This window comes from Levilactobacillus acidifarinae DSM 19394 = JCM 15949 (assembly GCF_001434835.1).
GTDB classification, from domain to species: domain Bacteria; phylum Bacillota; class Bacilli; order Lactobacillales; family Lactobacillaceae; genus Levilactobacillus; species Levilactobacillus acidifarinae.
In genome coordinates, this window is sequence record NZ_AZDV01000005.1 from 1 (window position 1) to 14,269 (window position 14,269).

General features: G+C 55.2%; 14 protein-coding genes and 1 riboswitch. Of the genes, 2 read left to right on the top strand and 12 right to left on the bottom strand.

The window, feature by feature from the left end; genetic code table 11:
• Positions 1–57: 57 nt before the first annotated feature.
• From yaaA to FD25_RS02330, 4 genes are all read right to left on the bottom strand, one after another.
• Complete coding sequence (gene yaaA / locus FD25_RS02315; RefSeq protein ID WP_057800976.1) at positions 58–804, bottom strand: peroxide stress protein YaaA; 747 nt, start codon at positions 802–804, stop codon at positions 58–60.
• 132 nt (positions 805–936) lie between these two features.
• The gene (locus FD25_RS02320; protein WP_057800977.1) at positions 937–1,611 is read right to left on the bottom strand and encodes an ABC transporter ATP-binding protein; all 675 of its coding nucleotides are present in this window, start codon (positions 1,609–1,611) and stop codon (positions 937–939) included.
• A gap of 4 nt (positions 1,612–1,615) precedes the next feature.
• Positions 1,616–2,674 (bottom strand): FtsX-like permease family protein, encoded by a 1,059-nt coding sequence (locus FD25_RS02325; protein WP_057800978.1) that lies wholly within the window; start codon positions 2,672–2,674, stop codon positions 1,616–1,618.
• A gap of 10 nt (positions 2,675–2,684) precedes the next feature.
• Positions 2,685–3,191 carry a TetR family transcriptional regulator gene (locus FD25_RS02330; protein WP_057800979.1) on the bottom strand — a complete coding sequence of 169 codons (507 nt, stop codon included), beginning with the start codon at positions 3,189–3,191 and terminating at the stop codon, positions 2,685–2,687.
• Positions 3,192–3,353: 162 nt separating this feature from the next.
• Between FD25_RS02330 and FD25_RS02335 the strand changes: the two genes are divergently transcribed.
• On the top strand, positions 3,354–3,926 hold the full coding sequence (locus tag FD25_RS02335) for a cadmium resistance transporter (protein WP_057800980.1): 573 nt from the start codon (positions 3,354–3,356) through the stop codon (positions 3,924–3,926).
• A gap of 92 nt (positions 3,927–4,018) precedes the next feature.
• Here the strand turns inward: FD25_RS02335 and FD25_RS02340 are convergent, their stop codons facing one another.
• The 3 genes from FD25_RS02340 to FD25_RS02350 form a co-directional block, all read right to left on the bottom strand.
• Positions 4,019–4,651 (bottom strand): pyridoxamine 5'-phosphate oxidase family protein, encoded by a 633-nt coding sequence (locus FD25_RS02340; protein ID WP_057800981.1) that lies wholly within the window; start codon positions 4,649–4,651, stop codon positions 4,019–4,021.
• Positions 4,652–4,694: 43 nt separating this feature from the next.
• Positions 4,695–5,867: a putative hydroxymethylpyrimidine transporter CytX gene (gene cytX / locus FD25_RS02345; RefSeq protein WP_083484056.1), complete on the bottom strand. Its 1,173-nt coding sequence runs from the start codon at positions 5,865–5,867 to the stop codon at positions 4,695–4,697.
• A gap of 64 nt (positions 5,868–5,931) precedes the next feature.
• A riboswitch (TPP riboswitch) is annotated at positions 5,932–6,032 on the bottom strand.
• A 56-nt stretch (positions 6,033–6,088) separates the two neighbouring features.
• On the bottom strand, positions 6,089–9,004 hold the full coding sequence (locus FD25_RS02350) for a YhgE/Pip domain-containing protein (protein WP_057800983.1): 2,916 nt from the start codon (positions 9,002–9,004) through the stop codon (positions 6,089–6,091).
• A gap of 263 nt (positions 9,005–9,267) precedes the next feature.
• Here FD25_RS02350 and FD25_RS02355 point away from each other — a divergent pair, with 263 nt between their 5' ends.
• Positions 9,268–9,843, top strand: a complete 576-nt coding sequence (locus tag FD25_RS02355) for a TetR/AcrR family transcriptional regulator (RefSeq protein ID WP_057800984.1) — start codon at positions 9,268–9,270, stop codon at positions 9,841–9,843.
• A 157-nt stretch (positions 9,844–10,000) separates the two neighbouring features.
• On the opposite strand, the gene FD25_RS02360 is transcribed toward FD25_RS02355, so the two are convergent.
• From FD25_RS02360 to FD25_RS02380, 5 genes are all read right to left on the bottom strand, one after another.
• The gene (locus FD25_RS02360; protein ID WP_057800985.1) at positions 10,001–10,393 is read right to left on the bottom strand and encodes a VOC family protein; all 393 of its coding nucleotides are present in this window, start codon (positions 10,391–10,393) and stop codon (positions 10,001–10,003) included.
• 3 nt (positions 10,394–10,396) lie between these two features.
• A complete protein-coding gene (locus tag FD25_RS02365) occupies positions 10,397–11,122 on the bottom strand; it encodes a DUF6198 family protein (protein WP_146999966.1) in 726 nt (241 codons plus the stop codon).
• Positions 11,123–11,208: 86 nt separating this feature from the next.
• Positions 11,209–12,213: a zinc-dependent alcohol dehydrogenase family protein gene (locus FD25_RS02370; RefSeq protein WP_057800987.1), complete on the bottom strand. Its 1,005-nt coding sequence runs from the start codon at positions 12,211–12,213 to the stop codon at positions 11,209–11,211.
• Positions 12,214–12,244: 31 nt separating this feature from the next.
• A complete protein-coding gene (gene scrK / locus FD25_RS02375; RefSeq protein ID WP_057800988.1) occupies positions 12,245–13,120 on the bottom strand; it encodes a fructokinase ScrK in 876 nt (291 codons plus the stop codon).
• Between the two features lie 368 nt (positions 13,121–13,488).
• Positions 13,489–14,268 carry a DUF6198 family protein gene (locus tag FD25_RS02380; RefSeq protein WP_057800989.1) on the bottom strand — a complete coding sequence of 260 codons (780 nt, stop codon included), beginning with the start codon at positions 14,266–14,268 and terminating at the stop codon, positions 13,489–13,491.
• Position 14,269 lies beyond the last annotated feature (1 nt).

Genomic DNA, 14,269 nt, shown 5'->3' on the forward strand with positions numbered 1-14,269 from the left:
GAGAATTTCCTTCCTGTTTTTCTATAGAACTCGAGTTATGTCCCGAACTCGTTTTGGTTATTTCTGATATAAAAAGACTAAGTGTTGCGCCGTCGACCGTTCCGCGCTGAACCGGTAATCTGGATGGTCGAATTGGCGAATGCCCGCCACATCGGTCACCTGGTGTTCCGCGAGGTACCGGACCATCGCCCCGCGCGCCATCTTGGCAAGTGTGGCCTTGACCCTGACCCGGTCCCCCACCAAACTCCCAAAGGTCACGTCGATCAGTTGGTCACTAGCCGTCAGATACGGCGTGATGGCCTTAGCGTATTCCTGCGAAGCCAGGTTCACAATGGGCCCCTGGTCGCACCGCAAGGCCCGGTACAATCGCTCACCCCAAAAGGCGTACAGGTTCTTGGCGCCGGCCACCGGTAGCTTCGCCTGCATTTCCAACCGGTAGGGCACCACCCCGTCAAACGGCCGTAAGATGCCGTAGAAACCTGACAGGATGCGCAGGTTCGCTTGCACATAAGCTAGAGCCGGGGCCGTAAATAAGTCGGGCGCCATGTACTGGTACTGAATCCCGCTGTAGGCGATCAACGCGGGGGTCAGGTCGCGAGTCAAGTCGAGCTGCTGGAGCCAGTCGTAGTTGGGACGGGCCAACTTATCGCTGCAGTGCCAAAGGGCCTTGGCCTGCGGATACGAGAGCTGCCGCAATTTGGTTAAAATCTGCCGGGTCTGCGCCAGATATTCGGGTTGGTCCCGCACGGCAAAATCGTCGGGCGCCACCACCATCTTCTTCGCCGGTGCAATGATGATCTTCACGGGTGTCGCCTCCTTAGAGGTTCAGAATACCACAAAACTAGGCCCACAACCGAAAAGCGCCCAGGGAGTTCCCTAGGCGCCAATCTTTAAGTTTCAAGTTGTCTGAATCAGAGTCAGCCGTTCAAATCAGAATTACTGTTCCAACGTTAAATGCCCATCCATCAATTGATAGACGTGATCGGCAAAGTCGCGGAGCCGTAAATCGTGGGTCACCACCACGATGGCCTTGTGCTGCTCACGAGCCAAACGCTGCAGTAACGCGCCGACGACCTTGACCCGTTCACTGTCTAGTGCCGCCGTGGGTTCGTCGGCCAGGATGATGGCCGGGTTCTGGTACAACGCCCGGGCGATGGCGACCCGTTGACTCTGGCCCCCGGACAGCTCGCCGGGATACTGGTTGACCACCTTATCGATGCCCAGGTCCTGCAATAGCCTGGCCAGGGCCGCCGCCGACAAATTCCCCTTAGGCTTAACCTTGTCGACTAACCGGAACTGGTCCTTAACGGTCAGGTACGGCACTAAATTATGTGCCTGCAGGATGAACCCGATGCGGTTCAACCGCAGTTGATCTCTGGCCCGAGCGGACAATTGGTTTAACGCCTGACCGTCGATCTGCACGTTGCCCTGGCTGGGCGTCTGTAACCCGCCGGCGATGGTGAGGAAGGTACTCTTCCCCGCCCCGGACGGTCCGAGCACCAGGCTCAGTTCGCCGGCCGTCGTTTCAAAGTTAACGTCGGTCAGGACCTGGACCCGACTGGTCTTTTGCCCGAAAATCTTATCGACGTGTTCCAATGTTAAAGTTGCCATGAGCTTAACCTCCAATTACGGTCACGGGATCGACCTTGAGAATCATGCGGACGGGAATCAACGCGCCGAGCACCCCCGTCAACAGGATGCCGAGCGTCACGCCCCCTAACAACGGTAAGTTAAAGCTGATGGGCACGCCTAACGGTAAGGCTCGCATGGTCGCAAAGGTCAATAGGGCGCCTAAGACCAGGCCACTTACCACGAGAACCAGAGCTTGGCTGATGGTGTTACCCACCAAGAAGCGCGCCGGAATCCCCTGGGCCCGTAAAACCGCGTAGTTCGGCAGTTTTTGCATGGTCAGGATATACAGGAAGACCGCAATGACCACCACGGCGATGATCATTAAGAACCCGATCATGAAGCCGAAGGTCGTGTTCTGCGCCGAATACCCCGGCAATTCGTTCACGAAGGTCTGGACGCTATAGGTCTTCAACGGGCTCGTGGTGATCTTCCCCGACTTTTGCGACACAATGGCACTCGCCTGCATGGTTGGGGTCACACCCCGTAACGTCCGCCAAGCACCCAGCGTCCCGTAAACCACGGGCGCCACGTTGAGTTTCGCGTTCTTGGTAAAGCCGACGATTGTAAACTTGGTGTTGACCGAATTTAGCGTGATGTGGTCGCCCACCCGGTAGCCTTGGTTCTGTAACGAACTATCGGCGACCACTTGCCGGTTGGTCGTAGGCTTGTGCCCCGTGGTCAGCTTTAGGTTCTTGGCGATAAATTGCGTTTGATCTAAGCCTAAGAACTGTGCTGACACGTTGGTCTTGCCCTTAGCTTTAGCCACGACGCCCGCTTGCCCTACGTAGGCTTGGTGCTTGGTCAACGTCAATTTGTTGGCCGTGGCGGTGGTGATCAGCGACTGTGACAGACTCACGTTGGCGTCGCGGTCGAGGGTCACCGTCTGGGCGTCCCAGCTGTCGATGGCCTGGGTGTTCTGCTGTGCCAACCCGTAGGCCAGCCCACTCAACACGTAGACCAGGTAACTAATCAGTAAAATCATGCCAATGATCAAGCCGTACCGCAGCTTCTCGTGGCGAATTTCCTTTAATGCTAAAAACATGATGAGCCTCCTAACCGGCTAACGCGGCTAACGCCGTTCGTAACCGCTGCAGCGCGTCGGCCTGCTGGTCGGGCGCTAATAAAATTTCCTTAATGGTTGCGTGGCTCAACACCATCGCCGCCCAGGCCGTTGCCGGCATTGCGGTGGGCGCCAATGGCGGTGTCGGAACCAAACTTTCATTTTGGGTAAAGTGGCGTTGAATTAGGTCGTAATACCGACTGTTGCTAACCTGGTCGACGAACTGAACGACCGCCTGATAATCCGTCATCAGATCCCCGTTACGCGATTCAGGAATGGCGTGGTGAATCTCACCGAGCGCCACGCCGTACAAGTACTGGTAGGCGTCGGTCAAATCGGCAAAATATTTATAAAAGGCGCCCCGGGCGATGTCCGCGGTGGTCACGATCCGGGCCACCTGCGCGTCGGCGAGTCCGTGTTGGGAAAATTCTGTTAAGAGGGCCGCCGTGATGCGGGCCCTTTTTTCTGGGACTAAATGGTCAAACGTTGGGGTTGGCATGTCCCCACCTCCTCAAATAGTGACACAGTGTCACTTGATTACTAACGAGTATAATCAAAAGGTGACACCGTGTCAACTTTTGATTAAAAGATTTTTATGAGCCAACGGTCCCGCCTATGGTACCCTAGGACTCAAAGACCCTTTCGAAAGAGGACGTTCACCTTGCTAACCACCATTTTAACGGGCATCGTTGCCTATGCCTCCACCAGTATCGACTGTTTGATTCTCTTAACGCTGCTTTTCGGCCTGCACGGCGCCCGGGCCAACCGATCCATCTACTGGGGCGACTTACTGGGGACTACGATCCTGCTACTGATCAGTGGCGCCTGCGCCTACCCGCTGCGGCACTTACCCCAAACACTGATCCTGGGGGTCCTGGGTATTTTTCCTATCCTAATCGGCTTAAAAACGTTGTTCGGCAAACCGGCTGCGGACCCCACAGCCGCTAACCTCAGTGCCGCCCAACGGCGCTTGCCTTGGACGATTGCTTTGCTGATTGTGTCCACCGGCGCCGACAACATCAGCGTCTACATCCCCCTCTTTACGCAAGCCACCACGCCGCAGGTCGGGCTTTTATTACTCACGTTATACGCCATGCTCACGGTCTTTTACTGGGTGGCCCGGGGCTTGGCCCACTTTCCCAACCACCGGTGGTTACAACGCCACCAACAGGTCATCACCGGTGGGCTATACCTCCTGATTGGCTGCTCACTGTTGCTTAAGGCCTATGGCTAATCGTCACGACTGGTCCAAATTAAAAATGCTCTCACTGGTTCCCGGAAAATCACAGGAATCGGTGAGAGTATTTTTTAATCAGCTGAATTTAGCTATTCTTGATCGTCGACCGACGCGCCACTGGTGGCATCCGCTTCAACGTCCGTATCTGCCGGCACTGTATCATCATTCACGGGTTCGCCGTGCCCGCCGTAATGAATCCCGCGAGAAACCGGTTCATGGATGCCGAGTGCCGTTTGCCAGTCCGCCGTGGGGTGGTGGACCCGCGCCGAAATCGTGGTCACGTCAATCTGCCACACGGCAACCTTGGCCAATTTTTCCGGATGAATCGCCACGGGAATATCCCGGACGTACCGGTGGAGCAACACCCGTAATGCGTGGGCCTTGGCGTTCACGTCGGTGAGGGTGGTCACCTGACCGTGCCCCATGACGCTCCGGAAGGCCGGCCCGAACGCCCCTTCCTTGGGCGGCGTGTAGGTCAAATGCTCGTGACCTCCATCCGTTTCAAACCCAATGACCGGGTCGGTCGCTAGGTACTGCCCCTTTTGCCCGTCACTGGTCCCGTGAACGTACAGCAGGTAGTGGCCGTCGGCGGTCTCCTCGTAACCGTAATGTACCGGCACCACGTAGGTCCCGACGTCGTCCTTTAACCCCAATCGCAGAATCTTACAGTGATCGAGTACCCAGTTGATGGTTGGGTGGTCCAGATAGAGTTCCTTACGCATGTTAGCCTCCTGTACTGCCGTTTAGCCCCAGTATACCGCAGCGTCAGTCCAACGCATACAGTCGCGTGAACCGACTAGTCAGGTAGACCGCCGCACTCAGCAGAATCAGCAGGAGCAGCGTGGTTCCCCCGATAAAGTCGAGCCGTTGGAGCCACGAGTAGCCCAGCGTCCCGACCAGCCACCACGCGAAGTTCCAGCCCCAGGCCAGGCGCCGGTGCAGGACAAAGACGCTGACGGCTAGGATGGCAAAGAGCGGCGTAAAGACCGCCCCGATGGCGTACAGAAAGTTCTGGTAATAGGCCATCGACACGCCCAAGGCAATTGCCCAACCCACGACCGTCACGCCGACGCCCCAGAGATTCACGTGGCCGCGGTGGAAGAGGTTATTCAGGTTGGTCGCCGCCGAGTACGCGTCCATAAACGTCGTGGTCACCGTCGAAAAGACGATCACCAGTAAGGCGACCAGCCCCCAGCGTGATTGGGCTAACACCGCCGTGAAGTCAGCTTTCCCCGTCAGCACCACGGTCAACAAGCCGATGGCAAACATCGTCACACTGCCCACAAAGTAGCCGCAGACGCTGACCCAACTAGCGCGCCAGGGTTGCGTCGTTTTCTGGGTGTAATCGCCAATCAACGGTAACCAAGAGAGTGCCATGGTCACGTTCAATTCGACGGCACTGCCGAAGGTCAACTGGCCGCCAGTGAGCGCGTGAACGTGCCCTTGGGTCATGATGCCGCCCATCATCACCAGCATCCCCACGGCCAGCAAAACCACGACCACGTTGTTAATCCGAAACAACCACTGGTGGTCGAGCAACAACCAGACGATGATCAATAGTGCCACGATGCTGGCCATGACCACCGCCGATTGATAGTGCAAAAGGTGCCGGGCAATTCCGTTCATCGCCAACTGCGCGTTCACAATCATCACGGCCGTCCACCCCAGCAGCTGTAGCGCGTTGAGTAGTGAAAACAGGCGCACGCCCCAGGGACCAAAGACGCTTTGCGTGACCCCGATAGCGGATTGTTGGCGTTGCGCCGACAGGTAGGCCGCCGGTAGTAGGAACAACCCGCAACCGATCAGGTGCCCCAGTAGAATCGCGAGCAGTCCAAGCTGCCACCCCAGCGGGGCTATCAGGGTCCCGGTCACGATTTCGGCAATCGAAATCGCCGCCCCCAGCCACAGTAAAAACAAACTCCGTAAGTGAATCGTCATCTCAGCCAAACTCCTTCATCACGAAAAAACGCCACCCGTTGCCTAGCGCAAACGAAGTGACGTTTTTAATGTCTGGACACTTTCCTTCGCGAGTGTTAACTCAACAGGTTCAAAGGGATCGGACCCACGTCCATCTCAGCCATTTCGGCACCCCTAGTGTTTTCTCTATTTAATTAATTACCCTCTATGATAAGCCGAATCGGATGGAAACACAACGGCAGTTATTGTTTTTGCTGGGCCATGCGCTTCGCTAACCCGTTTTGAGTTGCCTGAACCGCTAAGGGGTCCGTAAAGTCAATCTTCTTTAGCCGAGCGTACCGGCGCAGGTAGAACAACCACGTACAGCCGGTAAAGAAGAGGAGGAAAACAAAGAGCATGCCAATCTCCGGCCAAGCCGTGTTTCCCGTCATCAGCGTCTGCCGCAGGCCCTCAACGCCGTACGACATCGGCAACCACGGGTGAATCGTTTCAAAGAAGTGGTTGGACAGCTGAATTGGATAGGTCCCGGCCGAAGCGCCTAATTGGAGAACCAGGAGCACCATGCTAAAGAACGACCCGGCCTTGCCGAAGACCAGGTTGAGCCAGGCCACGATGGTCATAAACGTTGCCGCCGCCAGCAACAAGACGATCAGCGTGGCAAACGGGTGAATTGGCCGTAAGCCATCGATCACCATCATCAGCGTAAACATAATGCCGGTCTCCAGCAACACGAAGGTCCCCCAGATGCTGGCCTTGCTGGCCCACCACTGGATCCCCGACTTCGGGAACCGCCGCGGCGTGTAGAGGTCAAACATCATGTTCAACGCCAAGGCGCCGACGAACAGGGAAACGCACATCATGTACGGCGCCATCCCGGTCCCGTTATTCGGCACATCGTCTTTATCGGTATGGGTCGTGGTGACCGGTTTCGCCACCTGCGCGTAGGTCAGCTTCGACGGATTAAGTTGGCCCTTATCGGCCGCCGACCCTAACTTGGTGGCCAACTGTTGGTTGCCCGCTTGGACCTTGCCGCCAGCCTGCGCGGCTTGGCCCGCACCGGTCGCCAACTTCTGCGCGCCGGCCGCTGCCTGCCCCGTTCCCGTGGCCAGCTGATTAGCCCCACTGGATAATTGACCGCCATTGGTAGCGAGTTGACCTAAGCCCGTGGCCACCTGTTGACTCCCGTTTGCCAGTTGCGACACGCCACTGGTGAGGCCCGGCATCTGTGTCTGAGCCTGCTGCAGGCCACTGGCCACCTGACTAGCCCCGCTGATCAACTGGTCGCCCTTTTGACTCAGTTGGCTAGTGCCACCGGTCAGTTGTTGCGTCCCGGTCGCGACCTGGTTGGCCCCGCTAGCGAGTTGTTGGCTCTTCTGATTCAGCGCACTGGTCCCACTGGCCACGGTTTGATACCCATCGGTCAGTTGGCGACCGTTAGTGGTCAACTTAGTCGTTCCCGCCGCTAACTGCTTGGACCCGCTAGCTAATTGGTCGATCCCGCTGGTCAGACTCGGCATCGCGGCGTTAAACTCGGCCAGTCCCGTGGCCAATTGGTCCGAACTCGTGGCTGCCGTTTGCAGACCGCCGGTAATGGCTTGCGAGCCGCTGGCTAACTTGCCCACCGTGGCCGCTAACGCCTCTTGTTGGGCATTAGCCGCCACTAACGACTGACTAGCTGCGGTCGAATTGGCCGTGGCATCACTCAGCGCCGAACTCAGACTGCCCAGGGCTGCCGTGATGGCCGCGGTATTGCTCGAGTGATCGACGGTGGCCAGGATCGCCGCTTTCTGGGTACCCGTTAATTTCTGGGCGTCGGCCGTCGCGGCCACATCCTGGTGTAACGTCCCACTAGCTTTGACCGCCGTTTCCAAATGCGCTAATGCCGACTTCACGCCGGTCAGCCCACTAGCCCCAGCCTGTTGCTTGGCCGCCGCGATTTCCTTGGTGGCCGCCGCGGTACTAGTCGTGCTCTGGCTGAGCTGTTTTTGCAGCGCTTGGAGGTTACTGGTCAACGTGGCACTATTGGTGTTGAGGGTCTTAAGCCCACCGTTTAAGGCCGTCGCCCCCGTGTGAAGCTTCGTGGTGTTGGCGCTTAACGTTCCGGTCTGATCTTTAAGCTGAGTCACGCCCCGGTTCAGGGTCGTCGCGCCGTTGTTTACGGTTCCGACCCCGTTCACGTAAGTCGTCAGTCCCTGCCCAAATTGCGTGGTCCCACTGGCCAATTTAGCCGTGCCCTGACCGAATTGTTGGGTGCCACTGGCAACCCGTTGTGCACCTTGGTCGACCTTAGTCGCGCCGGTATTGACCTGGCGCGCACCGGCCACGTAGCTGGACACGCCACCGTTTAAGGTCTGCGCCCCCCGACTCAACTGGGTAACGCCGGCCGCCAACTGGTTGCTCTTCGCTAACAATTGATCCAGGCCACTCACGACCTTCTGGTTCCCCGTCTGCAACTCGTCGACCCCGGCGATATACTGATTTAAACCCGTGGTCAGCGTCTGACTCCCGTTTTGCAGTTTCAACGAACTACTAGCTAAGGTGTTCAGATTCGTCGCAATCTTTTGATTGGCCGCTTTTAACTTTTGACTTCCGGTCGCCAACTTCTGATTTCCCTTGGCGGCCGTGCCCATTCCCGTATCGAGTTGTTTGATGGCGCCAAACATGGTCTTGGCGTACATCTTGGTGACCTGATTGGCCACGTTAGCCCGAATCGTGCTCATCGCTGACTCGGACATCTTGCTGGCGATGAAGCTCTGACCAGCGCTAGTATCGTAGTGCAGGTTCATCGCTTGGGGCTTTTGGTCTAGCAGCGTGGTCGCGTTCTTGGAAAAGTTCCGCGGAATCGTCAGCACCATGTAGACTTTCCCCTGCTTCAAGCGCGCGTGCGCCTGACTAGCCGGCAACGCCTCAAAGTCGAGGGCCTTCGAGTCCTTTAAATTCTGCGCTAAACTTTTGCCAACGCTGAGGTGCTTCCCCTGATAGGTCACGGGTTGGTCTTGATTGACCACCGCGACCGGTAAATCGCCCGTCTTCCCGTACGGATTCCACATAGATTTCAAGAAGGTCACCGCGTAAATGGACGGAATGAACATGATCACGCATAAGACGATGACCATGAACTTATGTTGTCGTAGGTAACCCCACTCCGCTTTAAACATCACATTACTCCCTTTTATGTCGCTTTTTAGGTGATTTAAATTCAGTTACGCGCGGAAGTCCGCCGTCCGCACGGGTGCTCTCGGTGGCCTGTGCTATAGTAGAAATGAGACGGTGTTTCCGCCCAATTCATAAGCTAATCCCAGCCGTGCATGAGTCACTATAATCAGTTGCGGCCCGTTTGCCCACATCAAAAAATTCAAAGTTGGGGTATAAACCCCAGGTTGATTAAAATTGGGGTGTAACTTAAAGGAGTTTAACCACCATGACCACCACGGATAAACGTGTATTACGCACACAACAGGCTTTAACCCAGGCCCTAGAAGACCTGGCCGTGCACCACGATTATCAGGATATTACCGTTACTAACCTCACTAAGGCCGCCGGCATCAACCGCAAAACCTTCTACCTGCACTACAATTCCATCGACGAGCTAGTCAACCAACTCGCCGATCAGGTGACCCAACAACTGGCCGCCATCATTCATCAACACGCCATTAAGACGGTCTATCACCATCCCGGTCTCCTACTAGACGACTTTGTGGACTTCGCTGAGGCCCACTCCGCGGCGGTCAAACGCTTGCTGTTTTCCGACGACTACAGCCGGTTTGCCAACCGCATCGAACGCCAGCTCACGCAGGTGCTGGCCGACGCCATCCAGGATTCCTACTCACTGTCCCGGCAGGACGCTCTAATCGCCGCTCACTTTTTGATTCACAACACGTTGTCCCTCTTTAGTTACTTCTCGACCCAAGCCGCTGGCGGCAAAATCGACCGGGACGTGTTTAAACGGTACGTGGAACGTCTCAACCTCACGGGCGTCAGCACCTTCTTTAACTAACGACACTTTGAAACCACCCCTATTTAACCCGCTTTTGGGGGAGTTCTCAACCGTTTATCCCCTGAAACACTCAGCTGATTAACCGCACTAAAAAAGACTGGTCGCCACCTCCGAATACGGAAGTAACGACCAGCCTTTTAGCTAGTGAGAATCGATTTTATTTAAGAATTTCGCAGAATTCAATGGTTTCGTGGTTAGGACCCAGGATGTTGAAGAAGCGAATCCCCTTGTCCCAGAACGTTGGGATCGATTGAATCTCATCGTTGACCAGGTTCAAGCCCTGTTCCTTAGCGGCAGCAAACGCCTGATCGACGTCGGTCGTGTTGAGGGAAATGTGGTTAATGGCGCCGGCTTGCGGATTGGTCGGGTCGCCTTCCCAGGTTTCGATGATCAGGTTGCCAAATTTCATGAAAGCACAACGGTTATCACCGTTGGGGAAAAGGCCCGCCTGTTCGAAACCAATACTCTTGTAAAACGCAATGGTTTTATCTAAGTCCGCGGAGGGAATCCCCACGTGTTGAATGCCGGTAAAATAATCTTGAATCGCCATAACTTAATCCTCCTTGACGGGAACGTCGCGTCCCACGTCCAATGCCTGATGTTTCAACTTGGGAAAGACCCACTTGTCGGCGATGCCCGTAATGCCGCCTTGGGCGACAAAGGCAAACAAGGTGCCTAACCCGAAGTTGGTAAATTGTCTCGTGATAACCAAAGCGATAATCGCCATTAGGGTCGGTGGAATGTACGACGCCCACATGGCTTTAGCCGCCTGACCTTTAAAGTACCGAAAGCGCAGGATTTGCATGAGATCGTCGGCCGGGTGCAAGACCAGGTTGACCCGCTGATAAATGGAAATTGCCGTCGCAATCAACGCCACGCCTAAGAAGTTCAACGCCACGTAGAGAAGATCCATCCCCCACCCGTGGGCCACCGGAAACCCGGTGAACACGGCGGGATACTGCCCTAAGAAGAAGTTCTCAAAGAATTGAATCAGCGCGGAGAACGGCACCATGAAAATCATGTTACCGGTAATTCGCTTCCAATCCCAATGATGAATCAGGATGGCGTTTAAGACCGCGGTCAAAAATCCGATAATTAGAAACGTCCAGAAGAGGTTCCAATGGACCGCCGTAGCCATGTTGGCCTCGGCCGCCGTCCAGTAGGCCGCCCCCAGAAACGAGGGGCGAATCTGTGTACTGGTGACCAGCGTCAAGACGTTCCCGGCGGAGTTGATCACCAATGAGAGAATGAAGAAGGCAATCGCCTTGGACATTGGCATCGTTCGTTTGGTCTCCAACGGTGTGGCCTCCTCGTGGTAGTTGGTTGCGATATCAGCTTTCACATTAATCCCTTACCTTCTATTGATTAGTCCTCAGTCACTTTCACAACGGCCTTGCTGACGCCCTTCACGTCACCGTTTAAGACACCTTCGACTTCATCCAAACCTACCACGTGACTGATCAACGGATCGACGTTGACCTGACCACTGGCTAACAGGGCAATGGCGTCCTTGAAGGCATATGGGTTGATGAAGGACCCTTGGATGGTCAGTTGCTTTTGGTAAACTTCGTAGGTGTTCATGGAGAAGTGTTGGTCTGGTTTGCCGACCCCAAACATCAGGACTTGGGCACCCTTCTTGGTAGCTTCGACGGCTTGTTCTTGCGTTTGTGGTAACCCAACGGCTTCGATGACCACGTCGTAATCAGCCGGAATCTTATCCCGCGTGGTGTTGTAAGTGTTGACCACGTTGAACTTTTCCTTGTTCAAGGCTAATTTCTCGTCAATGATGCCGGCTAAGTCCACTTGGTGCACGCCGTAAGCTTGCAGCAATTGCACGAAGAGTTGGCCCATGAAGCCGTCACCCACGACCAAAGCCTTTTGGTACGGCGTCAACTTCAGGAGTTGAACCCCGTGAACCGCACAGGATAAGGGTTCGGTCGTTGCGGCGTCCTTCAAAGAGACGCTGTCAGGAATGGGGTAAACTACGGAAGCCGGGGCAGTGAAGGCCTTTTCCAACCCACCGTCACGGGTCACCCCGACCGCGGACAAGTTGTCACAAAGTTCAGGACGGTCGGTCAAGCAGTATTCACACTTGCCACAGTAGATGTTGGGATCAACGACGACCCGGTCACCGACCTTCACGTTGGTCACGTTGGCGCCAACTGCGGCGACGGTCCCAGAGTTTTCGTGACCCAAAACGATTGGTGGCACCGCATTAGCGGAACCTGGTAGGCCGGCATACAGGGCCCGGTCGGTCCCACAAATTCCGGCGTAAGCCGTGTTGACTAAGACCTCATCCGGTTTAACTTCTGGGGTGGGTAAATCTTGAATTTCAAACTGCTTGGTACCCGTTAAAACTAAGGCTTTCATCATAAAGCGCTCCTTTATAAGTAGTTGTTAATTATTTGTTGTACTCGTTTAGGGCCAGGGCAAAATCACCCAGGGTGGCCGACCCGTTTTCCTTAACCGCCGGCATCACAATGTAATCTTCCAGCTTGCCAACGTCGACGTAGTGGTTGAGCAACTTGTCGAACTCGGCACGAACCTTGACTAAGAATGGCTCACTGACCACCCCACCGCCAAAGACGATTTTATCCGGCCGAACCAGCAGCGTTTCTTGTAACGCCGCTTGGGCCACGTAGTACGCCAGGATGTCCCAGACATGATCGGTCAACGGCACGTCCTTACCGGGCTTCCCCAGCCGGGCATCAAACGTTGGTCCACTGACTAGGCCTTCCAGACAATCGCCGTGGAACGGGCAAATGCCGGGGAAGTCCAGGTCGTCGGGATGGCGCTTCAACCGCACGTGACCGACTTCCGGGTGACCCATACTGCCGATGAACTTCCCATCGACAATCGTGCCAGCCCCGACGCCGGTCCCAATCGTGAAGTAGACCAGCGAGTTGACTTGTTCGTTAAACAGCGTCGACATCACGTATTCACCGTAAGCCGAGCCGTTCACGTCGGTGGTCCAATACATCGGGATGTCGAGATCTTGTTTCAGGCGACCCAGAAAGTTCGTGTTGGCCCACCCTTCCTTCGGGGTATCCGTGATGTAGCCGTATTTAGGCGAATTATGTCGGAGCTCAATCGGACCGAAGGATGAAATCGCCAAGGCCTTCAATTCCGGAAACTGTTTGAAGTAAGCAATCGTCTTGCTCAAGGTTTCTTCGGGCGTGGTCGTGGGAATCCGAACCTTATCTTGAACCCGGTAGTTCTCATCCCCGACGGCACAAACAAACTTTGTGCCGCCCGCTTCAATGCTTCCAAGTTGCATAGTTGCCACCTCCAGTGGTCTGGAAAACTTTTCGTATTTTCCGAATTAATTTAAGATGCGTTCGTGATTGATTTCATCACCTTTAAAACGCTTTCATCATAGCATTTGAGTTTTCACCTGCCTACCCCTTTTCAGGCCTGTCTATTTTGTGAAAAGGTCAAGAAAACGGCTAAGATTCAAAATGTAATCGATTACATTTTTCGTGCATTTTAGGCCGATTTTTCTGATTTTCACCCGGTTCGGCACTCGTTTCCTCGATTAATCAGGTTTAGTTGGACGGTGCAACGTCAATTCACAAACTCGCCGTTCGGTCGTGACCTCAAAAATCACGTCTTCCAACTGGAAGGCGTGATTTTTAGTTTAACCATTTAATTCGTTTCCTGAGTCCCGACGTCTAAGGCTTGGTGTTTCAACTTCGGGAAGACCCACTTATCGGCAATCCCGGTGATGCCCCCCTGTGCCACGAAGGCAAAGACGGTGCCCAACCCGAAATTGGTGAACTGCCGCGTCACCAGAATCGCGATAATGGCCATCAGGGTCGGCGGAATGTAGGACGCCCACATGGCCTTAGCGGCTTGCCCGTGAAAGTAGCGGAAACGCAGGATCTGCATCAAGTCGTCCGCCGGGTGCAAGACCAGGTTGACCCGCTGATAGATGGAAATCGCCGTCGCAATCAGCGCCACCCCCAGAAAGTTCAACGCCACGTAGAAGATCACCATCCCGGTACTCCGCGCGGCCGGCAACCCATTAAACAGGTTGGGATAGTCGCCCATGAAGAAATTTTCGAAGAGTTGAATCAACGCGGAGAACGGCACCATGAAGACCATATTGCCGGCGATCCGTTTCCAGCTCCACTTATGCATCAGGACGGCGTTTAAGACCGCCGTTAAGAACCCCATAATCAGAAACGCCCAAAATAGGTTCCAGTGAAAGGCGGTCCCCAGATTGGCTTCGGCCGCGGTCCAGTAAGCCGCCCCTAAAAACGAGGGGTGGATCTTCGCACTGGTGATCAGCGTTAAGACGTTACCCGCCGAATTGATTACCAGCGAAAAAGCGAAATACGCGATGGCCTTTCCCAGCGAAATCGTACGTTGCGAGACGGCTGCTGTGGGCGCCGTTAACGACTCAGAAGTTGCTTCAACTTTCATT

Coding starts and splice junctions, on each gene's coding strand:
- FD25_RS02355 (WP_057800984.1), top strand. CDS start 9,268: ATGACCACCACGGATAAACGTGTATTACGCACACAACAGGCTTTAACC.
- FD25_RS02370 (WP_057800987.1), bottom strand. CDS start 12,213: ATGAAAGCCTTAGTTTTAACGGGTACCAAGCAGTTTGAAATTCAAGAT.
- FD25_RS02330 (WP_057800979.1), bottom strand. CDS start 3,191: ATGCCAACCCCAACGTTTGACCATTTAGTCCCAGAAAAAAGGGCCCGC.
- FD25_RS02325 (WP_057800978.1), bottom strand. CDS start 2,674: ATGTTTTTAGCATTAAAGGAAATTCGCCACGAGAAGCTGCGGTACGGC.
- FD25_RS02320 (WP_057800977.1), bottom strand. CDS start 1,611: ATGGCAACTTTAACATTGGAACACGTCGATAAGATTTTCGGGCAAAAG.
- scrK (WP_057800988.1), bottom strand. CDS start 13,120: ATGCAACTTGGAAGCATTGAAGCGGGCGGCACAAAGTTTGTTTGTGCC.
- FD25_RS02365 (WP_146999966.1), bottom strand. CDS start 11,122: ATGCCAATGTCCAAGGCGATTGCCTTCTTCATTCTCTCATTGGTGATC.
- FD25_RS02380 (WP_057800989.1), bottom strand. CDS start 14,268: ATGAAAGTTGAAGCAACTTCTGAGTCGTTAACGGCGCCCACAGCAGCC.
- cytX (WP_083484056.1), bottom strand. CDS start 5,867: ATGACGATTCACTTACGGAGTTTGTTTTTACTGTGGCTGGGGGCGGCG.
- FD25_RS02350 (WP_057800983.1), bottom strand. CDS start 9,004: ATGTTTAAAGCGGAGTGGGGTTACCTACGACAACATAAGTTCATGGTC.
- FD25_RS02340 (WP_057800981.1), bottom strand. CDS start 4,651: ATGCGTAAGGAACTCTATCTGGACCACCCAACCATCAACTGGGTACTC.
- FD25_RS02360 (WP_057800985.1), bottom strand. CDS start 10,393: ATGGCGATTCAAGATTATTTTACCGGCATTCAACACGTGGGGATTCCC.